The organism is Arundinibacter roseus (assembly GCF_004348825.1).
Lineage (GTDB): Bacteria > Bacteroidota > Bacteroidia > Cytophagales > Spirosomataceae > Arundinibacter > Arundinibacter roseus.
The window spans coordinates 56,516-78,142 of record NZ_SMJU01000018.1 but is presented as its reverse complement, the minus strand read 5'-3'; the positions used below and the strand labels follow the sequence as shown (position 1 = coordinate 78,142).

General features: G+C 47.3%; 17 protein-coding genes. 8 read left to right on the top strand and 9 right to left on the bottom strand.

The features are described from left to right. Nucleotides 1-132: 132 nt before the first annotated feature. Nucleotides 133-384: a hypothetical protein gene (locus EZE20_RS21560; RefSeq protein ID WP_132121658.1), complete on the bottom strand. Its 252-nt coding sequence runs from the start codon at nucleotides 382-384 to the stop codon at nucleotides 133-135. 384 nt (nucleotides 385-768) lie between these two features. Between EZE20_RS21560 and EZE20_RS21555 the strand changes: the two genes are divergently transcribed. Then, nucleotides 769-1,308 carry a helix-turn-helix domain-containing protein gene (locus EZE20_RS21555; RefSeq protein WP_132121656.1) on the top strand — a complete coding sequence of 180 codons (540 nt, stop codon included), beginning with the start codon at nucleotides 769-771 and terminating at the stop codon, nucleotides 1,306-1,308. 281 nt (nucleotides 1,309-1,589) lie between these two features. On the opposite strand, the gene EZE20_RS21550 is transcribed toward EZE20_RS21555, so the two are convergent. From EZE20_RS21550 to EZE20_RS21540, 3 genes are all read right to left on the bottom strand, one after another. Then, a complete protein-coding gene (locus EZE20_RS21550; RefSeq protein WP_132121654.1) occupies nucleotides 1,590-3,287 on the bottom strand; it encodes a hypothetical protein in 1,698 nt (565 codons plus the stop codon). 43 nt (nucleotides 3,288-3,330) lie between these two features. After that, on the bottom strand, nucleotides 3,331-5,445 hold the full coding sequence (locus EZE20_RS21545) for an outer membrane protein assembly factor BamB family protein (RefSeq protein ID WP_132121652.1): 2,115 nt from the start codon (nucleotides 5,443-5,445) through the stop codon (nucleotides 3,331-3,333). A gap of 69 nt (nucleotides 5,446-5,514) precedes the next feature. Further along, a complete protein-coding gene (locus tag EZE20_RS21540) occupies nucleotides 5,515-5,934 on the bottom strand; it encodes a cytochrome B (protein WP_132121650.1) in 420 nt (139 codons plus the stop codon). Nucleotides 5,935-6,078: 144 nt separating this feature from the next. Here EZE20_RS21540 and EZE20_RS21535 point away from each other — a divergent pair, with 144 nt between their 5' ends. The 5 genes from EZE20_RS21535 to ahcY all read left to right on the top strand — a co-directional run bounded on the left by EZE20_RS21535 (nucleotide 6,079) and on the right by ahcY (nucleotide 12,990). Then, nucleotides 6,079-6,381 (top strand): DUF4286 family protein, encoded by a 303-nt coding sequence (locus EZE20_RS21535; protein WP_132121648.1) that lies wholly within the window; start codon nucleotides 6,079-6,081, stop codon nucleotides 6,379-6,381. A gap of 224 nt (nucleotides 6,382-6,605) precedes the next feature. After that, entirely contained in the window at nucleotides 6,606-6,974 is a 369-nt protein-coding gene (locus EZE20_RS21530; RefSeq protein WP_132121646.1) for an HPF/RaiA family ribosome-associated protein, read from the top strand. Between the two features lie 292 nt (nucleotides 6,975-7,266). After that, complete coding sequence (locus EZE20_RS21525) at nucleotides 7,267-8,343, top strand: efflux RND transporter periplasmic adaptor subunit (protein ID WP_132121644.1); 1,077 nt, start codon at nucleotides 7,267-7,269, stop codon at nucleotides 8,341-8,343. A 22-nt stretch (nucleotides 8,344-8,365) separates the two neighbouring features. Continuing rightward, nucleotides 8,366-11,473 carry an efflux RND transporter permease subunit gene (locus EZE20_RS21520; protein ID WP_132121642.1) on the top strand — a complete coding sequence of 1,036 codons (3,108 nt, stop codon included), beginning with the start codon at nucleotides 8,366-8,368 and terminating at the stop codon, nucleotides 11,471-11,473. Between the two features lie 200 nt (nucleotides 11,474-11,673). Continuing rightward, entirely contained in the window at nucleotides 11,674-12,990 is a 1,317-nt protein-coding gene (gene ahcY, locus EZE20_RS21515) for an adenosylhomocysteinase (RefSeq protein ID WP_132121640.1), read from the top strand. 87 nt (nucleotides 12,991-13,077) lie between these two features. Here ahcY and EZE20_RS21510 read toward each other — a convergent pair whose 3' ends face one another. Then, on the bottom strand, nucleotides 13,078-13,968 hold the full coding sequence (locus tag EZE20_RS21510) for a mechanosensitive ion channel family protein (RefSeq protein WP_132121638.1): 891 nt from the start codon (nucleotides 13,966-13,968) through the stop codon (nucleotides 13,078-13,080). A 168-nt stretch (nucleotides 13,969-14,136) separates the two neighbouring features. Between EZE20_RS21510 and purQ the strand changes: the two genes are divergently transcribed. Further along, complete coding sequence (gene purQ / locus EZE20_RS21505; protein ID WP_132121636.1) at nucleotides 14,137-14,826, top strand: phosphoribosylformylglycinamidine synthase subunit PurQ; 690 nt, start codon at nucleotides 14,137-14,139, stop codon at nucleotides 14,824-14,826. A gap of 109 nt (nucleotides 14,827-14,935) precedes the next feature. Here the strand turns inward: purQ and EZE20_RS21500 are convergent, their stop codons facing one another. From EZE20_RS21500 to EZE20_RS21490, 3 genes are all read right to left on the bottom strand, one after another. Then, nucleotides 14,936-15,583 carry a LolA family protein gene (locus EZE20_RS21500; RefSeq protein ID WP_132121634.1) on the bottom strand — a complete coding sequence of 216 codons (648 nt, stop codon included), beginning with the start codon at nucleotides 15,581-15,583 and terminating at the stop codon, nucleotides 14,936-14,938. A gap of 124 nt (nucleotides 15,584-15,707) precedes the next feature. Continuing rightward, nucleotides 15,708-18,200, bottom strand: a complete 2,493-nt coding sequence (locus EZE20_RS21495) for an FtsK/SpoIIIE family DNA translocase (protein ID WP_132121632.1) — start codon at nucleotides 18,198-18,200, stop codon at nucleotides 15,708-15,710. A gap of 140 nt (nucleotides 18,201-18,340) precedes the next feature. Next, nucleotides 18,341-19,369 (bottom strand): quinone-dependent dihydroorotate dehydrogenase, encoded by a 1,029-nt coding sequence (locus EZE20_RS21490; RefSeq protein WP_132121630.1) that lies wholly within the window; start codon nucleotides 19,367-19,369, stop codon nucleotides 18,341-18,343. 240 nt (nucleotides 19,370-19,609) lie between these two features. On the opposite strand from EZE20_RS21490, the gene EZE20_RS21485 reads away from it, so the two are divergent. Then, nucleotides 19,610-20,848: a M43 family zinc metalloprotease gene (locus EZE20_RS21485; RefSeq protein WP_132121628.1), complete on the top strand. Its 1,239-nt coding sequence runs from the start codon at nucleotides 19,610-19,612 to the stop codon at nucleotides 20,846-20,848. Between the two features lie 80 nt (nucleotides 20,849-20,928). Here EZE20_RS21485 and msrB read toward each other — a convergent pair whose 3' ends face one another. Beyond that, nucleotides 20,929-21,375: a peptide-methionine (R)-S-oxide reductase MsrB gene (gene msrB / locus EZE20_RS21480; protein WP_132121626.1), complete on the bottom strand. Its 447-nt coding sequence runs from the start codon at nucleotides 21,373-21,375 to the stop codon at nucleotides 20,929-20,931. Nucleotides 21,376-21,627 lie beyond the last annotated feature (252 nt).

Genomic DNA, 21,627 nt, shown 5'->3' with positions numbered 1-21,627 from the left:
ATGTAAATCATTTTCTCGATGTAGTTGAATTCATTTTAAAATGGGCCTGTGCTGCGCTCCTCAATCCTCATGCATTCCATTGCAGCATCAGGCCCTTACTGTGTGTGTAGATGGCAAAGCCATGTGAATTACCTAATCAGAGAATAGTGCTGGTATTGCCGTGTTTTTGATTTTGAAGAGTTCTTCTGCTTTTGGGATATTCTTACATATAATGGTTTTCAAAATCGTTGGCATTTCAACCATCTTATGATCTGGCTTGACTGTCCAGTTATAGAACCTCTGATGACTAATTCCAGCGGCAGCTAGGTCTTCTAAAACCTTAGCTTTTACAGATCTTAGTTGGCGCTTATAAAGCAATCCGAGCTTGTTTTTTGGTTTTCCCATCGCCTTGTATTATTTACCATTTGCACATTTGCATTGATTTTCTATCAAATACTTTGTAGAATTGTGCAATTGTTGATGCAATAATATATCAAATGATTTATAAAATCAAGCATTTGATAGATTTAAATTGCTAATAATTCACAATTGGCTAATAATCAGACGATTATAAATTGATGATGTGATTAGGTTTTAATGGCGCAATTGATTGTGTTGCAGGCATTAGTCTACCAAATGACAGTTTTTTGATATTTCTAAATCGGAATATTTAGTTGCAAGAGGCGATTGGAAAACAAGAGAGGGCCAGACGAGGATTTATGCCATGTAGATTTTCAAGATTTTACCTGACTCGACAAATTATTATAGCTTATAAATCAAATAATTGGAATGGAAAAAACAGTGAATCACCGAATTAATGAGCTGATAAGTTCATTAAATAAAAATCATAAGACATTTGCCGAATCAATCGGTAAGTCTCCAACAGTAATTTATAATACTGTCAATGGACGAAATAAACCCAGTTTTGATGTACTTGAAGCCATTTGTGAGATTTATCCACAGGTGAACGCTGGGTGGCTCTTAAAAGGTGAAGGAGAAATGTTTGCATCTTCATCAAAATCGAATTTGATAGATCAGTCACCAGACAATTATTTGCAAGATCATATCAAACGTCTTGAGGACAACTTTTCTAAGCTAGCGAATCAATTGGAGAAAAAGGATGAGCAGCTCGAGAAAAAAGATGAGCAGATCGAGCACCTGCATGAAATGTTAAAAATTGCTCTGGGAAAGTCTGAGGGTGTATCCACAGAGCCGGTTTGTGATCCAAAATTCAGTTCAAAAAAGGGGGCAAAAACTCCTTTTTTTGGGACTCCAAGTCACAAATTCGGGTACACTCCTTGCACCTTAATGGTAGCGGGCTCATTTTGAGGTACTTGTGTGTTCAAAATAGCGATTCTCCGAATCCCTACGAGACCACAAAAGCGGCCAAATCATTTAGATTTGGCCGCTTTTTTTACAAAGTACCACCTCTTTTTACCTATTTGCCACCTTCTTCTTAATTCATGAAGGTGACACTTTCAATGCTATCGCAGATTCAAGAAAGCAAACTTTACCTCTTTAATTCCACCTTTTAATCTGGATTATAAAAAGCAGTTGGCCAGGCCATTTTTTCGGTAAAATTTACACAAGACAGCTCATTTTGTCAACCTCTAATCCTTCCGAATCTCTCCCCAAAAATCATCATTAATGGGTTTGAGGTAGTTATTGCCGGTCCAGGAGGGGGCAAAAATTTCTTCTCCCTGCCAGAACGCCGGTGTGATGGAAACGGGCGTAACGCGCCGTTGAGGTCGTAGGTAAGGTTTGTTAAAATAGCGTCGGTGCAGGTTTCGGAGGTGGGGCTCCATGCCTTTAATTTCGGCTGGACAAAAGGACATCGCCAGGTGAATAACCTGCACGCCGGCCGTGTAGCTTTTTTGAAATTCCCGGTTCATTTGAGTCAGGTCAATGCCTGAGCAGTAAGGGCCGTCGCTTCCAAGGTCAATCGGGTCGTACTCGTTCATGCTGATTTTTTCCATGCCCAAATTGACCGCATTGACCAGTAACTTCCGGTGGTTGTCGGTGCGGTCAATGCCATCGGTTCCAAACAGGGCGTCGGCCTCGGCGGCTTGTTGTCCCAGGTTGGCGTGCAGATACCAGGCATTTTGGGGCGAGCCTACGTCGGGATACATAAATACCGTCAGCAGTTTTCCCTGCGAACCTTCTTTGACCGCCTGGGCAAAGTTTTGAAAGTAACGGGTCAGGTTGAGCGAAATATACCGGGCAAAGTCTTTGCCTGCCTCATCACTCATGTCGAGTGCGGCACCGGCGTCCCATTCGCGAATAGTGGGCCTGACGTACGGCTGCCCGCGTTCCTGTCGAAACAGCCGGAAGCCTTCCTGAAAAACAGGTTCAAAACCGGTAATTTCTTTGGGCCCGCCGGATCCTTCGCCAATCACCGGGTTGGTAAATTCCTCGGCACTTGCTGTGCCAATGCTCATGTAATAGCCTCCTTCATAAGCACTTAGTTCCTGAGCGAGTGCGTGTACGGCCCGGTAAAGTTTGGCGTTTACAGGTTCAGACGCCAGCGAACCCATGCGTTTGGTTCCATCCAGTTCGTGCGGCCTGCCCCGGTGTCCGGTCACTTGGTGCCCTTCGGGAATGAAGCCGTCTCCCTGCATGCGCCATGGCCAGAAAAATACGCTTAGTTTCAACCCCCGGGTCCGGCAGTAGGCAATCACTTTTTGCAGGCCTTCCCTGGTAAACTGCCCCTCGGTCGGCTCCCAGTCGTTCCAGCGAACGCACAGCCGGATGCCCGTGATGCCGTAGCCCCAGGAAAACCGAAAGGCCTCGATGCGTTCGGGCCAGTCGGGATGAAGACCATTTTTGGCATCAGGCTCGTAGCCGTAACCGGTAGTGTTCAGAAATAATTCGTAGGAATCCCGGGAAGCCGCCCGCGCCTTGCTGCGTTTGGATACGTGCGTAAGGGCAGCATTAACAGCAGGAGGGGAAATCGTGAACGATTGCTGATCGGTGCCGGTACAGGTTGTTCCAGAAAGAACCAATTGATACGTTCCCGGCGATTGGTTTGGATAGTGAATGCGGATAACATTAGAAGCAGGCACTACCTGTCCGGAATGAATGGAGCGTCCTTCTTTTTGGATTTCGTAGCTGAGCCCAAAGATATTTTCTCCATGAAACTGCACCCGCGCGCCCGTTTCCGAAATTTCGCCAATGCCCATGATTTTTGGGCCTGCGGTACACGGAAGGGCAATCGGCAAAGCCTTCGGCTCGCTCGTGTGGTTGTTTTGTGCTGAACAAAAAGTAGCCAAACAACTCAGAAGAATACAGAACCAACCGTAGGTATTCATGGTAGATCTTGTTTTGGATACTTACCCTCTTTCCTAAACCCTTTCAGGGAAGTGCAAAAGCCACGTAGCTATCTCCTTTTTTGGTGCCAAGTTTGGTGCCGCCGCAGGCAATCACGACGTATTGTTTGCCGTTGGCTTCGTAGACTGACGGAGTGGCAAAACCACCTGCGGGCAGTTCTGTTTGGAAAAGCAGTTTACCAGTGCGCTTGTCAAACGCCCGAAACATGCCGTCTTTGGTGGCAGCAATAAATAGAACACCACCTGCTGTAACCACCGGTCCGCCGTAATTTTCGCAGCCCGTCGGCGGAATGCCCTTTGCGCTAAGTTCTTTAAACTCCCCCAACGGAATTTTCCAGGCATATTCTCCGGTGTTTAGGTTCAGGGCACTCAGCTGTCCCCAGGGCGGGTTGATGCCGGGGTAGCCGTTTTTGTCCAGGAACTTGTTATATCCATCCATTTTATAGGGCAGCGGAAACGTGGTCGCCTGTACGCTTTTCCCTACTTCTTTTTTTTCTTCATTAAATAAATAGGCCATCAGAGCCGCTCGTTCTTCTTCTTTGAGATAACCAAAGCCTGGCATCATGCCTTTCCCGTTTTTTACCAGCGTATGCACATAATCCCGGTCCCGGCGGGTACCAATGTCTACGAGTGAAGGATACCCACTTTGAGGATTTCCGGCACGTTCGACGCCGTGGCACGCGGCACAGTTGATGCGGTACACCCGCTGCCCCGGCGTCAGGTCGGCGAGTTCATTGGCTTGCAGAACGGGTTCCATTTTCATGACCCAGGCCATTTCGTTGGAATTGATATACAGCATTCCCGACTCGGCATCGTAGGCCGGGCCGCCCCATTCACCGCCGCCATCAAAGCCAGGAAAGATGAGCGTTCCTTCCTCGGACGGAAGTTCAAATTGGTTTTTATGTCGAATCGTCCGGAGCTTAGCCAGCAATTCTTCTTTGTCTTCTGCGTACGGGTTTACGTCAGTTGGGCCGATCGTTTGGCGGGAAAATGGCGCCGGACGGAGTGGTACGGGTTGGGTAGGCGAGGGGAACTCACCCGGAAGTCCGTTGGTCGGGACGGGTATTTCTTTGATAGGAAAAAGCGATTTGCCCGTCACCCGGTCAAACACAAACACAAAACCCGACTTAGTGATTTGTGCTACGGCATCAATGACTTTGCCTCCGCGCCGCACCTGCACCAGCGTAGGCGGCGAGGGCAGGTCACGGTCCCAGACGTCGTGATGGATAAACTGAAAATGCCATTTACGCTTTCCCGTAGCGGCATCCAGTGCCAGCAGGCAGTTGGCGTACAGGTTGTCGCCGGGACGGTTGCCGCCATAGAAATCATAACCCGCCGATCCCGTGGGTACATACAGAATACCCCGCTCGCGGTCTACGGCCATGCCCGCCCAATTGTTGGCAGCGCCTACGTCGGTATTTTTCCAGTTGTCTTTGCCCCAGGTTTCGTAGCCAGCCTCGCCCGGATGCGGAATCGTTCGAAATGTCCAGGCCAGAGCACCTGTGCGCACGTTGAACGCACGTATGTGGCCGGGGGCGGCATCGGGGCCTTCCGAAAGCCGAACGGGCATTACGATCAGATCGTTATAAATTGTGCCGGGTGTGTTGGAGCAAATGAACTTATCCTGCGCATTTTCGGGCAATCCGAGGCGGAGGCTCACCCGCCCACCGTCGCCGAACGACTCAATGATTTGCCCGGTTTGGGCATTGAGTGCATAGAGCCACGGCCCGGCGGTAAACAGAATTCGTTTGTCGGAGCCATCGGCCCAATAGGTCACGCCCCGGCTTGTGTTGTACCATTGCGGGTCGCGGGAGTCGGCAAAGCGCCACAGTTGTTTGCCCGTGGCGGCATCGAGCGCAAAGACCTGCACCGAAGGCGTAGTACCAAACAAAACGCCATCCACCACAATGGGATTGCACTGCATTTGTCCGCTGTCACCGGTTTGGTACTGCCAGGCCATCGTCAACTGACTGACGTTTTCGGGCGTAATTTGTTTGAGTGGAGAATAATGCGCCCGGTCCGGACCACCCAGATACTCGCGCCATTCGGAAGTACCGACGGAGGAAATTTGTGTAAAATTGACCAGCAGAGCAGCCGCAACAGCAGCCGTCAATAACAGGAGGTAGTATTTGATTTTCATAAAAAAACCGGGTAATTACTTTTTACATAAAAAGTAATTACCCGGCCTGTCTTACTAACTAAAACTTACTCAGAACCAGCCTGCTCCCAAATTGCGGAAAGGCCAGGGAATCGAAATCAAAATCAGGATGAGCGCCATGCCATAATAGAAAAGAATGGTGCGGTGCTTCAAACCGGCCACGGCCTTGCGCGAACGAACCCGTCCGACGGTGATCAGCACAAGCGCCACGATCATCATCAGGCTGTGCTCAACGGTATAAAAACGATACAGTTTGTCGGCCATCATGCTGAAATCAACTTTGGGGCTCATCACATACAGTATCAGACCGATCAGCAGTTGAATATGAGCGGAAATGAGCGCAAAGGAATAAAGCTTGTTGTCGTTGCCGTCGTTTTGCTGCCATTTGGAATAGGCCGAGCCGATAGCGGCAATCAGCAGGGCAAGCACGACATAGCGTAGGCCCGAATGCGCATGTACAAGAATGTTCATGTTGGTGAAAATTAAAAGGATGAATGATTCTGCCCGCAAAGGTAGTCCCGAAAAAGAGTCTGTACAAATACAGCGAAAGGGAGGAACGAAAGAAAGGAATTACCTTTGGGGCTGTAAAAAACGTTTTGCATCAAATTTACCCCTATGATTTTATACAACATCACCGTCAACATCAGCCGAATGGCCGAGCAGGAGTGGCTGCATTGGATGCGTACGGTACACATTCCCGATTACCTGGCCACGGGCCTGCCGGTTTCGCACAAGGTTTTGCGACTTTTAACCGAAATTGAAAACGAAGGAACGACTTATTCCATTCAGTTTGAATTTAATTCGCTGGAAGATTTTCAGCGCTATCAGGACGAGTATCAGGCTGATTTACAACAAAAACTCCACGAAAGATACAAAGAGCGCTACGTTTCGTTCCGCTCATTGCTGGAAGAAATTTGATCGATTCCTGGGGTCAATAGAATTTTATAAGGAAAAAAACATAGGCAGGCCACTTGACATTCTGACTAAAAATGATTTGATTTAGTCTACCGATTCGTCATCCGGCACTGACCGGGACGAGTAGCGATTCGGGATGAAATCACCGATCCCGAAGCGCTATTTTATCTCCGGTCTTCGGAATGAAGAACGGCAGAATGTATGTTTTACCTTAAACAATAGTGCTTATGAGACTGCAAATGCAAGCCATCCATTTCGACGCCGACGCAAGTTTGCTGGCGTTTATTCAACAGAAAATGGACAAACTCGATACGTTCTATGACCGGATCACGAGTGGAGAGGTTTTTCTTAAATTGGATGGAAGTGATACGAATAAGATTCATACCAAGCTTCTGGAAGTAAAACTGTATGTGCCCGGCGGAACAATGTTTGTGAAAGAGCAGGGAACTACCTTTGAGGAAGCCACCGATTTAGCAGTAGAATCGTTGAAAATGCAGGTTAAAAAATTTAAAGATAAACGAAAAGAAACGCGGGCGCCCCGGCTCCCCGAGGTGGCGGAATTGGTAGAAGCAGAAGAAAATGAGATAGAAGACTAACGGCTGCAAGCCTTTTTGTTTAGATAAAATACCCGCGAAGCGGATGATCCTCAGGGATTGTCCGCTTCGTTTTTTTTACTCGCACGGTTACAAATCAACTGGGTAAAAGAGTTTAACTAACCACAAATGATTGTTTGGTAGAGCTGCAAATGGTCAAAACAAATTGGAACCTGACCGGGTAGTAGAACAAAAGCTACTTCTGTTTTTTATAGATTTACAGGTAGTTGCAGGAACCTTCTTTTCCTTGTACTATATGAAGTTTTTTTGTTTTTTATTTCACAAATAACTACTCATGCGTCCCATTCTTATTTTGGTTGGAATCATTCTTTCGCTCGTGATTGGCAAGATTTATTTTTTTCCTTCTTCTTCCTCAAAAAAAAATAGTGAAAAATCAGCACCTGCTGCTGGCAAATCATCGGGCGGAGCGGTGCCGGTAGAAGTGTACGTGGCCAAGCCTGAAAAAATCGATAATATCTTGTATGCTTCCGGTACGGTAGTACCCAACGAAGAAGTAGAGTTGAAAGCCGAAATTGCGGGAAGGCTTGTCAAACTGAATATTAAGGAAGGAGCCGTGGTGGCCAAAGGGCAGCTTATTGCCAAGATCAACGACAAAGATTTGCAGGCGCAACTTGCCAAGCTCGAATACAATGCCGCACTTTCACGAAATATTGAACAACGCCAGAAAAAGCTGATGGAAATTGAGGCGATCAGTAAAGAGGAGTATGAAATTGCGATGAATAATGTCCGAACGCTGGGAGCCGATAAAGAGATTATTCTGGCAGAGTTAGAAAAAACCGAAATCCGGGCGCCCTTTACCGGAACGATCGGCCTGAAAAACGTGAGCGAAGGCGCGTACATGTCGCCCGGCACTTCGGTAGTGACGCTCGTACAGACCAATCCGGTAAAAGTAGATTTTACAATTCCTGAAAAATATTCCCGGGATATTCGCCTGGGAAGCACCGTGCAGCTGAGTCTCGACGGCGATGCGGCGCGCTACTCGGCCCGCGTCATTGCGCTTGACCCCAAAGTAGACGAAAGTCTGCGAACGCAACGCGTGCGGGCCATTACTCAAAATCCCGGTCGGTTGTTTGTGCCGGGAATGTTCGTAAAAGTATTGACCGATTTGAGCGGAAATGCCAATGCACTCATGATTCCAACGGCAGCTATCGTGCCGATTCTGAAAGGGAAAAAAGTATACGTAGTGAAAAACGGGAAAGCGCAGGAAGTACTCGTGACCACGGGCCTGCGCACCGACGACCGGATTCAGGTAACAGAAGGGATGATGCCCGGCGACTCGCTGATTGTGTCGGGAATTATGACCATTAAAGCAGATTCTCCGGTGAAGGTCACCAAAACCACCAACCGTTAAACCTTAGGTAATTCACGAAACTATGAGTATCTCAACTTTATCAATTAAGCGGCCGGTATTAGCCATCGTGATGAACCTGCTCATCATTTTGTTTGGCTTTCTGGGTTTTACCTACCTCGGTACGCGTGAGTTTCCGTCGATTGATCCGCCCGTGGTTTCGATCCGCACAAGCTATACGGGAGCCAATGCCGACATTATCGAATCGCAGATTACGGAGCCGCTCGAAAAACAACTCAATAGCATTGAAGGAATAAAATCCATTAATTCAACGAGTAGTCAGGGTGCCAGTCAGATTACGGTTGAATTTGATATTGGTGCCGACATGGAACGTGCCGCTAACGACGTCCGCGACAAAGTGGGCTCAGCCGTGCGGAGTTTGCCGCTTGATATTGACGGCCCGCCCATTGTGAGCAAGGCCGACGCAAACTCCGAACCGATTATTGTGCTGACGCTTCAAAGCTCTACACGCTCGCACCTCGAAGTGAGCGACTACGGCGAAAACGTGATTGCTCAGCGCCTGCAAACAATTGACGGTGTGAGTGATATACGGATTTTTGGCCAAAAGCGCTACGCCATGCGGATTTGGATGGATCCTGTAAAAATGGCAGCGCTCGGCATTACGACCCAGGATTTGAAACGTGCCCTGGACCGGGAAAATGTGGAATTACCCAGCGGAAAAATCGCCGGAAATAACACCGAACTGACCGTAAAAACCATCGGGCGATTTCGCTCGGAAGAGGATTTTAATAATTTGATTGTAGCCAATACCGCCACCCAAACCATTCATTTGCGGGATGTAGGGTACGCTACGTTGGGTCCCGAAAACGAAGAAACGGTTCTGAGGCTCAATAACGTACCCATGATCGGCCTTGCCATTACGCCCATGCCCGGCGCTAATTATATCGAAATTTCGGATGAAGTAAACCGTCGTTTGGCCGACATCAAGCGCGAGCTTCCCAAAGATTTTGAACTCGAAACGCTCATTGACAATACCATTTTTGTCCGTCGCTCCATTGAAGAAGTAGGCGAAACGTTGTTGATTGCGATTGGGCTCGTAATCATTATTATCTATCTCTTTTTCCGGGATTGGGTAGTAGCATTCCGGCCGCTGATCGATATTCCGGTCTCGCTGATCGGGACCTTCTTTGTGATGTATCTCATGGGTTTTTCTGTCAATGTACTTACGCTGCTCGCTATTGTACTTGCCACCGGTTTGGTGGTCGATGACGGAATTGTGGTCACCGAAAATATATTTAAGAAAATAGAAGAGGGCATGAGCCCCATTGAAGCCGCAATCAAAGGGTCCAACGAAATCCTTTTTGCCGTTTTGTCAACGTCCATAACGTTGGCGTCGGTGTTTTTGCCCGTTATTTTTATGGAGGGATTTGTGGGTAAACTGTTTCGGGAATTTGGGATTGTGATTTCGGCGGCCGTACTCATTTCAGCCTTTGTGTCGCTCACGCTCACGCCCATGCTGAATGCCTATCTTGCCAAAAAAGACCAGAAAAGAAGCTGGTTTTATACCAAAACCGAACCATTCTTTGAAGGTCTTACCAACGGCTACGGGCGGGCACTCAATAACTTCATGAACGTCCGTTGGGTAGCGTTTCCGCTGATCTTACTCACGTTGGGGATGATCTGGTTTTTTGGTAAAAATCTTCAATCCGAACTTGCGCCGCTCGACGACCGCAACTGGTTCAGGCTTTCAATGACGTCTCCCGAAGGCTCTTCATTTGAGTTTATGGACAATTACGTGCAGTCGGTGAGTCAGATGCTGATGGATTCGATGCCCGGAAAAAAAGGCATCATGCTCATTACGGCTCCGGGCAATTCGGGCCTGGGTGCGGTCAATAATGGCAACGGTCGGATTGCGCTCGTGGATAAAAAAGAGCGGGATATGAGTCAGCAGGAGATAGCCGACTGGATTACCAAACGACTCAAAAATCTACCGGATGCCAAGTCATTTGTGGTGCAGCAACAAACTATTTCTGTCGATTCACGGGGCGGGCTACCCGTGCAATACGTGATTCAGGCACCCGATTTTGAAAAACTGCGAGAGTACGTCCCTAGATTCATGGCAGAAATTGCTGATGATCCCACGTTTGCGGTGACGGACGTGAACCTGAAATTCAGTAAACCTGAGCTCGAAATCCGGATAGACCGTGAAAAAGCAAAGGCCGTAGGCGTGTCTGTGGCCGATGTGGCCCAAACCATGCAGCTGGCTTTTGCCGGACAGCGTTTTGGCTATTTTACCATGAATGGACGTCAGTATCAGGTGATTGGACAGTTTGACCGCACCAACCGCGACGAACCGCTCGATCTGAAAAGTATGTTTGTCAAAAATTCACAGGGAAATCTCGTGCAGCTCGACAACATCGTACAAGCCGAAGAAGAAAGTAGCCCTCCGCAACTTTTTCACTTCAACCGCTACATGAGCGCCACGGTGCAGGCGTCATTGGCTCCGGGCAAAACCATCGGCGACGGCATTGCCGTCATGGACGCTGCCCGCGACAAGCTCAACGACGAAAGTATTTATACACAGCTAAGCGGTGCTTCGCGCGATTTTGCCGAAAGCTCTTCCAACACACTTTTCTCGTTTTTTCTGGCGCTCATTCTGATTTATTTTATTCTGGCCGCGCAGTTTGAAAGTTTTGTTGATCCGTTTATCATCATGCTCACCGTGCCGCTGGCGATTGGTGGAGCGGTTTTTTCGCTGTGGTTTTTTGACCAAACGCTCAATATTTTCAGTCAGATCGGAATGATTATGTTGATTGGACTGGTTACGAAAAATGGGATTTTAATTGTCGAGTTTGCGAATCAATTGCGGGAAAAAGGCATGGGGATTCAGGAAGCCGCCCGGCAGGCGGCGGTGTTGCGGTTTAGGCCCATTTTGATGACGAGCCTCGCTACGGTGCTGGGTGCCATGCCCATAGCGCTGGCGTTGGGCTCGGCCGGACGCAGCCGCATGTCGATGGGAATTGTAATTATGGGCGGGCTACTGTTTTCACTCGTTCTGACGCTTTACGTAATTCCGGCGATGTACACGTTTTTATCTCGCCCCAAAAATTTTGAACGTATGAAAAACATTGAACGCATTGCGCACGAAACCGAAGAAGCAGAATGGGTATAGAAAAAATGAAAGACAAAATATCTTTAAGTGAAGGCTCTAAGAGGTTTAATTTCTTTCTTTTTGGAAAATACAGGAGATTTGTAGATAAAATATCTAATTTTTTTAAACAAAGTCCAATATTAATCTGCTTTTCTTCAAAAAAAGAGTTTAAAGCCGTAATTTTGCCTATCTGTTTTTGATTTTAAACAACAAACATACTTATGGCAACGTCAACACAAACGTACATTCCGTACAAAGTAAAAGACATTAATCTGGCCGAATGGGGCCGTAAAGAAATTGGCCTGGCCGAAGCAGAAATGCCCGGTCTGATGAAAATTCGGGAAGAATATGGCCCGGCACAGCCGCTGAAAGGCGCACGTATTGCCGGTTGCCTGCACATGACGATTCAAACTGCCGTGCTGATCGAAACCCTTGTAGCCCTTGGTGCTGAGGTGACCTGGTCATCATGTAATATTTTCTCTACGCAGGATCACGCCGCGGCTGCTATTGCTGCTGCCGGTATTCCGGTATATGCCTGGAAAGGTATGAATGAGGAAGAGTTTAACTGGTGTATTGAGCAAACATTGTTTTTTGGCGAGGAGCGTCAGCCTCTCAACATGATTCTGGACGACGGCGGCGACCTCACCAACATGGTGTTTGACGTATATCCTGAATTGATTTCAGAGATTAAAGGTCTTTCGGAAGAAACTACGACCGGCGTTCACCGCTTGTACGAGCGCTACAAAAAAGGAACGCTGCACCTGCCTGCAATCAATGTAAATGACTCGGTAACAAAGTCAAAATTTGACAATAAGTACGGGTGCCGTGAGTCGTTGGTAGATTCTATCCGCCGCGCCACTGACCTCATGCTTGCCGGAAAAGTAGCCGTTGTGGCTGGTTATGGTGATGTAGGAAAAGGCTCTGCCGAATCGCTTCGGGGGGCAGGTTGCCGGGTAATGGTAACCGAAATCGACCCGATTTGTGCGTTGCAGGCTGCGATGGACGGTTTTGAAGTAGTGACGATGGACGAGGCCGCCGAGCGCGCCAATATCTTCGTAACGGCTACCGGAAACCTGCGGATTATTTCGGAGCGTCATTTCAAGAAAATGCGCGACAAAGCAATCGTATGTAACATCGGCCACTTCGATAATGAAATCGATATGGCGTGGTTGAACTCTACCTACGGCAGCACCAAGTCGCAGATTAAGCCACAGGTTGACATGTACACAATCGACGGCAAAGATATTATCGTATTGGCCGAAGGTCGTTTGGTAAATCTTGGCTGTGCCATGGGACACCCTTCTTTCGTGATGTCCTGCTCGTTTTCTAACCAAACGCTTGCCCAAATCGAACTTTGGACAAACTCAGAAAACTACGAGAAGAAAGTATACGTACTTCCCAAAGTGCTTGACGAGAAAGTGGCGCGTTTGCACCTTGAGCACGTAGGTGCAAAGCTTGACACCCTCGATCCTGAGCAGGCGGAGTACATCGGCGTAACGTATGAAGGTCCATTTAAGCCTGAGTTTTACCGCTATTGATTCGGAAAGGTTTCAAAGTAATGTATATAGTAAAATACCCCGGCTGTTTGAGTCGGGGTATTTTTTATGGGCAAAATACAGGTTTCATTAATTCATTCCGTTGAGCATCGAAACTTCCACGCTGTTTGCGTTTGGGGTAAATTCCAGCGTCCGAATCGGGAATGGAATCGAAATATCGTGGGCGTCAAAAGCTACTTTAATGGCTTTGATCGCCTCACTTTTGGCCAAAGGAGGTCCGGCTATGTCCTGTTTAATCCAGAACCACATCAGGAAATTAATGCTGCTATCGCCAAATTCGGTAAAATGCAGCTCCACGGGCTTGTCGTCCCGCACAAAATTCAACGCTTCCACCGCCTGCACGGCCACGCGCTGCACGAGGGCAAGGTCGTCCGAGTACGAAACCCCGCAGTCGACCTGCATTCTGCGTTCGCCGGAAGTAGAAAAATTAGTGATTGGGTTTTGGAATATCTCTTTACTGGGAATCTCAATTTCCTGCCCGCCAAAATTATCAATAATAATAGATCGCAGATTGATTGATTTTACTTTGCCAAAATAGCCGTTGGTATCTACCACATCGCCAACTTTAATGGGGCGTTGCAGAGTAATGAATGTTCCGGAAATAAAATTGGCGGTCAGGTCCTGAAAGGCAAAACCAACCGCAAGTGCAATGACCCCGGCACCAGCCAAAAGTGAAGTAACGGTTTTGTCCAGCCCCAAAATACTCAGTGCGCTAAACAGCCCGACGGCTACAATCGCCAACCGTACAAGCGTAGAAACCATCGCCACAAGTGAAATATTATGGGAAAGCTTGCCCATGATGCGGGCAATGATTCGGGCAATGTATTTTGAAATAAAACTAAAAAAAATGATCACCACGAGGGCGAGCAAGAGATTGGGGATTGTGAGGATTGCTGCTTCGTACCAGCGGGAAAGCTTTTTGCCAATAAGGGTTACAAAATCGGTTATTTGGAGAATCATACGCTTTGGTTTAACTAATTTAAAATAGTTACAGCTACCTTTTTTAACGCTCCTCTGCACATATTGTTCCAGCCGAAGCGAATTGTTTGCCCGTTTGGGTGGCATTCGTTTAGCCAAAAGCCGTATCTTTGTGGTTCACATCGCTTCTATTTATCTAATACGTACGCTATGAAATTTGGTGTAGTTGTTTTTCCCGGTTCCAATTGTGACGATGATACGGTTTATACGCTTCAACACAATCTGGGACAGAATGTCGTCAAACTGTGGCATAAAGACCACGATCTGCAAGGCTGCGATTTTATCCTGCTGCCCGGTGGTTTTTCTTATGGAGATTATCTGCGCACCGGTGCGATTGCCCGTTTTTCTCCCATCATGAACGAGGTCATTGAGCATGCCAACCGCGGTGGTTACGTCATGGGAATTTGCAATGGATTTCAGATTTTGGTAGAAGCCGGGTTGCTGCCGGGTGTGCTGCTCAGAAATTTATCCCAAAAATACAGCTGCCGAAATGTGCATCTTTTGCCCCAAAGCAAAAAAGCACTTTTGACCGCTGAACTGCCGCAACGTGCCTACAAAATACCGATTGCACACGGCGACGGTCGTTACTTTATTGATGAAGATGGCCTCAAACGTTTGAATGATCAGGATCAGGTACTTTTCAGATATTGCGAAGCCGATGGGTCTTTTACGGACGAGGCCAATCCAAACGGAAGTATTGATCATATTGCAGGAGTAAGCAATGAAACTTTCAACGTGTTTGGCATGATGCCGCACCCCGAGCGGGCTTCGGATGAAGCCCTGGGCAATATCGATGGACGCTATATTCTCGAACAATTGGTAAGTACAGTTCTGATTTAAGCACCGTTGGTTAAAGCTGAAATCGGTTATAAGTACATAAAAATAGCGGGCGTGTTCACAATGAACACGCCCATTTTTTGTGCAGTATGTATGAAATCTGTCAAATTTCTTACCGCAAATCTACTACTTCAACACCGGGATATTGCTTGGAATTAAAGGCAAAAAAACTGTCGGCCACCTGAACATTCGGTTGAAACTGATCGACGCGGTAGGTTACGCGTTGTCCGTTTTTCTGGGTTATCTTCCAGCTTTTAATCGACTTGTCTTTTTTGTGTACCTTAATTTCTACCTTCGAAACCTGACTTGACGCACTCGTTGGCGAAAGCTCCACTACCTCATACACCTGTCCACCCTCGGTATTTTCTTTAATAAATGCATACTTATACCCTTTCTTGTAAGCCGTATAAATACGCGTAGGGTTCAAATCGCCTACTTCATTTGGATCAAAATCCTGCAAATTAACCTCGTTGGTTTCTTTGATGTACGTAGCCATGGTTTTGCCATCGTTGAAAATTTCCTGTCCGGCCATTTTCAGGCGAAACTTCGTACCCTTTACTGTAGCGTCGCCTTTCATGTCCCGGCCACCTTCCGGCGAGTACGTAAAAACCGCTTTGAACGAGGTCATACTTTTATATTTATTGCTCATTGCGTCCAGAATGCTGGCAGCTCGCTTGTCGTTTTGGGCGGCGGCAGGTGTATAAACACTCAGGCTAAGACCGGCTAACAGGGTCAAAAAAATTCTGAATTTATTTTTCATATTTTTTATGTGTTGGGTTAAAGTTTTTTTAGCAAAAAGGCTGATATAAAAAACAGCTGTTGGGATAAGACAATTTCAGGTATAAAAGGTTTAACATTTCCTGCAAAAGAGGCGTTCCCCGGAATTAGCCAAGACCCATGCTTCTCAGGTGTTGTTCCAGGCTTTCCAGGTCATGGAAAAGCACATCTCTGGCTTTACTTCCCGTAAACGGCCCCACTACGCCGATTTGTTCGAGCTGATCCATGATCCGCCCTGCGCGGTTATAGCCTAATTTCATCTTGCGCTGAATCAGCGATGTACTTCCCTGTTGATGCGTAATTATCAGTCGGGCTGCGTCGGGAAGCAGTGCGTCAAAATCGTCGGTGTCAATTTCTCCGCGACCATCGGCTGCATCGTCGCCTTCATATTCGGGCAGCGGGTAGGGGCCGTCGTACCCGCGCTGACTCCCGATAAAGTCGCAGACATCTTCGATTTCGCGCGTATCAATGAATGGGCATTGCAGGCGCACGATTTCCGAATTTATGGCCAACAGCATATCGCCTTGTCCCACCAATTGTTCGGCGCCGCCCGTGTCCAGAATGGTACGGGAGTCGATGCTGGAAGTAACTCGAAAGGAAAGGCGAGCGGGGAAGTTTGCCTTTATCAGGCCCGTGATAACTTTTACAGAAGGTCGCTGCGTAGCTACCACGAGGTGAATTCCAACGGCCCGGGCGAGCTGCGCCAACCGGGCAATGGGCGTTTCGACTTCTTTTCCGGCGGTCATCATCAGATCGGCCAACTCGTCAATAACTAATACGATATAAGGAAGAAAGCGGTGACCTTTTTCGGGATTTAATTTACGTTGGACAAACTTGGCGTTGTATTCTTTCAGGTTTCGCGCCGTTGCTTCTTTCAGCAAATCATAGCGGCTATCCATTTCAATACATAGCGAATTGAGCGTATGAATTACTTTTTTGGTATCCGTAATAATCGCTTCTTCGCTGTTGGGTAGCTGCGCGAGGTAATGCCTTTCGAGTTTATTAAAAAGCGTAAGTTCCACTTTCTTGGGATCTACGAGCACAAATTTGAGTTGGGCAGGATGTTTTTTATAGATCAGTGAAGCCAGAATCACGTTTAGTCCTACTGATTTTCCCTGACCGGTAGCCCCCGCCATCAGCAAGTGGGGCATTTTGGCAAGGTCGGCAATGTAAATTTCGTTGGAAACCGTTTTTCCCAAAACTACGGGTAAATCGTACGTCGATTTCTGAAACCGCTCACTACCCAATACAGACCGGATAAAAACTGTTTCGCGGTTTTTATTGGGCACCTCAATCCCAATCGTACCCCGACCCGGCATGGGCGCGATAATCCGAATACCCAATGCGGCAAGGCTCAGCGCAATATCTTTTTCAAGATTCTGAATTTTTGAAATCCTGACTCCCGCTTCCGGAATAATCTCATAAAGCGTGACGGTAGGGCCGATCGTTGCCTTAATTTTTGAAATGTTGATTCCATAGCTTCCCAGGGTTTCTACAATGCGCTCTTTGTTGCTTTCCAATTCGTCATGAGAGACTTTTTCCAGGGCATTTTCATTGAATTCGTTCAGGAGTTCGAGCGGAGGAAACTGATAAGAGGGAAGGTCGAGCGTGGGGTCATACTGACCAAAATTGCGTAAAATTTCTTCACTTACAGAATCTACATCAGGCTCATCAACCAGCAGTGGAATAGGCGCAATGTCGGCCATTTCTAACTCCAATTCGAGCGGAACCTCTGGTTCTGAGGCAGCAATTGGCTCAGGAACTGGAAGAATAACGGGCTCAGATTCAGGAACAGGCTTTTCGTCGATTACTTCATCTTCATACGTTTCATCAAGTACAGAATGCGTCTTTTTGGGAGAATCGGGTTCCGCTTCAATTGGTGCTTCTTCCGGTTCGGCGATTGCTGCATCGGTCAGTGTTTCGTTGGCAGGCGCGGGAGCGGCTTTCCAGCGTTCTACGGGATCAACATTATAGAAATACACCACGAAAATAAAAAGCACAATGGCGATAAAGATAATGTTACCGTAGCCGAGCAGATCCCGCAGGAGATCATTGATGTAGTAGCCAAATCCTCCCGGCAAAAAACTCAGGCTTGTGGCGCTATTGCTTACCATTACGACATAGCCCATGAGCATGCTCACCCAAATGGTATAAAAAATAACTTCCTTGGTAGTTCGATTGAGGTTCAGTAATTCGCTTTTAAACACAAGCTTCCAACCTACCAAAAAAGGAATAAGAGGGATGATCAGGGAGGCAATGCCAAACCAGCGGTACACAAAAACCTGCGAAACAAAAGCACCGAAAAGTCCGAGAACATTGCGCGTGTTGGCGCCAACCTGCCGGGCGGGCTCGTAGCCCAGAGCCGCCACCTCGCTTTGGTCGGTGGTTCCTGTGAAGATATAGGATAGAAAAGCTACTTCCAGCAGTGCGCTTACCACCATCAGAATGACTCCGGAAATAAGAATATTTTTTGGGCTTGATGCCACCGCCCCCCAGTCCAGCGCGGGCCAGTCAAAGGCAGGTTGAGAGGCAGTTGAAGCAGAAGTTTCTGGCTTATTTTTGGTACGATAGGTATTTCCCCGAAGCGGTTTTTCGGCCATGATTGCAGCAATAAGTAGACTAAAATTCCAATGTGTGTACAGCAGTAAAAGACAAACGTATTCAGTTATCTTACGTTGAGCAAGTGAAAATCTTTTGTGAATTTGCTAATCTTTTTAAAAAAAGAAACCAGCTGAAATCATCATTTAACCAGCGATTGGCAGATTTGACGGACCAGTCCCGGACCTTCGTAGATAAAGCCCGTATAAATCTGTAAGAGAGCGGCACCGGCTTCCAGTTTTTCGCGGGCGTCCTGTGCCGAAGCAATTCCTCCCACGCCAATGACCGGAAAAGCATTCCCTGATTTTTCACAAAGATACCGAATCACTTCCGTTGAACGATAGCGGAGCGGTTGCCCACTGAGGCCTCCGGCACCGATTTTTTCTACTTCCGTTTCCGTAGTTTTCAGCCCTTTCCGGCTGATCGTTGTGTTTGTGGCAATCACTCCGGCGATTTTTGTTTCCCGAATAATGTCGATAATATCATCGAGCTGACTATTATTCAGGTCGGGAGCAATTTTCAGGAAAATTGGCTTGGGCGCTTTTTTAGAAGTATTCAGTTTCTGCAATTCACGCAGCAGATGCGTCAAGGGCTCTTTTTCCTGCAAATCGCGCAGGCCGGGCGTGTTGGGCGAGCTGACATTTACAACAAAATAATCGACAGCTTCGAACAAATCTTCAAAACAGCTTAGATAATCGTCCAGGGCTTTTTCGTTGGATGTGGTTTTATTTTTACCAATATTTCCCCCCACCAGAATATCCGACTGCCGGGCACGCAACTTGGCAGCCGCAACAGCGGCCCCTTTGTTGTTGAAACCCATCCGGTTAATTAATCCTTTGTCTTCCTTTACCCGAAACAAACGCGGTTTATCGTTGCCGGGCTGAGGACGGGGAGTTACTGTGCCGATCTCGACAAAGCCGAAACCGAGGGCCGCAAGCTCGTCCACCATTTCGGCATTTTTATCAAAGCCTGCCGCCAGTCCAATTGGATTTTTGAAACGCAAACCAGCCACTTCCCGCACGAGTGAGGGGTGCTCATACACATAAAGCTTTTTTAAAATACCAGGAACAAGAGGAAGTTTATAGAAAAAGCGGAGCATATCGCACACCCAATGATGTACCTGTTCGGCATCGAAAAAAAACAGAAGTGGTAAAAGAAGTCGTTTGTACATTCCGCAAAAATAGGAGGTTCCCGGCAAGCAGCGGCAGAAGAGCCGGATTTTTATTTTTGATTGACATCCTTCCCCAGGCCTCAGAAAGGGTGTCATCCCCACATGATGGGTTTAGACCTACCGAAAATCATACACTAAAACCACCGAAAACAACGTTGTAAGCATTCACAATACCTGCAATCAGACAAACCTGCACAAGCAATTTGATAGAACTTCTGCCCGTACCCTATCTTGCTGATCATGAGAAACACACCTATCCTTAGTACCCTTGGCGCACTGCTGCTCACGGCTTGTCAGCCTATGGATCTTTCTCCCGAAGAAGTATACCAAAATTCAATTGTAGCGCTTGAACTGACAAGCTCTACGGACATAGAACTGCCTCTGGGGTCTACGCTGGATCTTACGGATTTACTGACAATTACGTACAAAGAAAATCAAACGCCGGCTTCGCTACCCACTCGGGCTATTCGGGTAGTGGCCAATCAGAATGCCCTGGCCTCTTCCGTTTTCTCTGCCACCACCGCCGGAACTTATACGCTACAGGTAAAAGTCGGCGATAAAGTCAGCAATACTATTTCGGTGAATGTTTTGCCCTACGCACTTGTACGAATTCCCGTGGTATTTCATACGGTTAATTCTACCTTGTCGGCTGCGCAAATAAATCGGCTGGTCAATAACCTGACGGATGCTTTCCGAAATCGATGGAATCCATACAGGGGCGCAAAAGATGCCCATGCGGTTGATAATTTCGTAGAGTTCTACGCCGCCCCCACCGACCCTTCCCAGCGCACGCTAGCAGTTGCTGGTTTGGACGCAATCAAAGCAACCCGGCAGACTTTTACGACGGAACAGGCCGTAGAGGAAGCATGGAATGCGTACTGGAATCCTAAGAACTTTCTGAATATATGGGTTTTCAACATTGCCCGGGCCGAGAGTGTCAGTGGCTTTGCCTATATCACCCCTGTGACACGTTCCCTGCCGGGCTCGCGGCTGGTATCTGCCGCACGCACATCGCCGGATCTTCCCTACGGAATTTTCTTTAATCAAAGCGAGGTTAACAGCACTGTATCAAGTACCCTGGCTCATGAAGCCGGTCACGTGCTGGGGTTGCATCATGTATTTGATGGAAATGGAGATGAGTCCAACGGTTGCAGCAGAGTAGACCCTGACTACTGCACCGATACGCCTTTTTATGATCGAAAAGGCTACGTCGATAACTACCGAAACCTTCGGCAGCGGCGACAAGCCTGCAATGGCGTCAGTTATGAGAGCAACAATATCATGGATTATTATCTTTCCTACGAAAACTCATTTACCCGTCAGCAGCGGGAACGCATTCGCCACACATTGACCTACGGACTTTGGGTGCCTCAGGGGACCAATAGCCGCGCCAGGCAGGAAGCAGGGGAGGGGTTTGTTAAAAAACCGGATGATTATCGCTACGTACCCCCGGAGATTTGTGCACTGGAAAGCCATTAATCCTATTTTTTTGAAAATAAATCCGCAGGTGGACTTACTGTACCAGGAAAGCGCACCTGCGAATTATCCTGTTTTCCTGGCTACACCTCGTCCAGCTTTTTAATGGAAGCCGAATTGATGCAATACCGCAAACCTGTCGGTTTTGGTCCATCCGGAAAAATATGTCCTAAATGACCATCACATACATTACACTGCACCTCCACGCGCCGCATGCCGTAGCTTGTATCCATAATATACTGAATGACATTGTCAGCAACGGGAGCAGCAAAACTCGGCCAACCTGTACCTGATTCAAACTTCACCGTGGAGTCAAAAAGTGGTGTGCCGCAGCCCCGACAGCCGTAAAGTCCCGGCTCGTGGCGCTCGCAATATTCGCCGGTAAAGGCCCGCTCTGTTCCCTTCTGACGCAGAATGTGGTATTCTTCCGTAGAAAGTCGCTCCTTCCATTCCGCTTCGCTCAGCTGTACCCGGCTTGGTGGCTGAGGATTGCCTTTGGCGGCATATTCGATAACATCATTCCAATTCATGCATAATTTTTTTAGTGATTAATAAATCCACGTTTTTCAAAACATACAAATCAGTATTTTGAAAAAATGGGTGCTTTTATTCTTAACAATAAAAAAATTACTGAAAAGATTAACTGCATAAAGTCATGTACGCAGTAAGATTTTTTTATCTGACGTACATATAGTAAAACAACTTCTTTATATAATACTATCTATCTTACTATTATTCAATTTTCTACTGGTTTTGAGGTAAAAAAAGTGTATACTTGTCTT

Bases quoted from the DNA above. Each gene is read 5' to 3' on its own strand.
- EZE20_RS21540 (WP_132121650.1), bottom strand. From the start codon at position 5,934: ATGAACATTCTTGTACATGCGCATTCGGGCCTACGCTATGTCGTGCTT.
- EZE20_RS21500 (WP_132121634.1), bottom strand. From the start codon at position 15,583: ATGAAAAATAAATTCAGAATTTTTTTGACCCTGTTAGCCGGTCTTAGC.
- ahcY (WP_132121640.1), top strand. From the start codon at position 11,674: ATGGCAACGTCAACACAAACGTACATTCCGTACAAAGTAAAAGACATT.
- EZE20_RS21560 (WP_132121658.1), bottom strand. From the start codon at position 384: ATGGGAAAACCAAAAAACAAGCTCGGATTGCTTTATAAGCGCCAACTA.
- EZE20_RS21510 (WP_132121638.1), bottom strand. From the start codon at position 13,968: ATGATTCTCCAAATAACCGATTTTGTAACCCTTATTGGCAAAAAGCTT.
- EZE20_RS21520 (WP_132121642.1), top strand. From the start codon at position 8,366: ATGAGTATCTCAACTTTATCAATTAAGCGGCCGGTATTAGCCATCGTG.
- EZE20_RS21555 (WP_132121656.1), top strand. From the start codon at position 769: ATGGAAAAAACAGTGAATCACCGAATTAATGAGCTGATAAGTTCATTA.
- msrB (WP_132121626.1), bottom strand. From the start codon at position 21,375: ATGAATTGGAATGATGTTATCGAATATGCCGCCAAAGGCAATCCTCAG.
- EZE20_RS21545 (WP_132121652.1), bottom strand. From the start codon at position 5,445: ATGAAAATCAAATACTACCTCCTGTTATTGACGGCTGCTGTTGCGGCT.
- EZE20_RS21550 (WP_132121654.1), bottom strand. From the start codon at position 3,287: ATGAATACCTACGGTTGGTTCTGTATTCTTCTGAGTTGTTTGGCTACT.
- EZE20_RS21490 (WP_132121630.1), bottom strand. From the start codon at position 19,369: ATGTACAAACGACTTCTTTTACCACTTCTGTTTTTTTTCGATGCCGAA.
- EZE20_RS21535 (WP_132121648.1), top strand. From the start codon at position 6,079: ATGATTTTATACAACATCACCGTCAACATCAGCCGAATGGCCGAGCAG.
- EZE20_RS21525 (WP_132121644.1), top strand. From the start codon at position 7,267: ATGCGTCCCATTCTTATTTTGGTTGGAATCATTCTTTCGCTCGTGATT.
- EZE20_RS21495 (WP_132121632.1), bottom strand. From the start codon at position 18,200: ATGGCCGAAAAACCGCTTCGGGGAAATACCTATCGTACCAAAAATAAG.
- EZE20_RS21485 (WP_132121628.1), top strand. From the start codon at position 19,610: ATGAGAAACACACCTATCCTTAGTACCCTTGGCGCACTGCTGCTCACG.
- purQ (WP_132121636.1), top strand. From the start codon at position 14,137: ATGAAATTTGGTGTAGTTGTTTTTCCCGGTTCCAATTGTGACGATGAT.
- EZE20_RS21530 (WP_132121646.1), top strand. From the start codon at position 6,606: ATGAGACTGCAAATGCAAGCCATCCATTTCGACGCCGACGCAAGTTTG.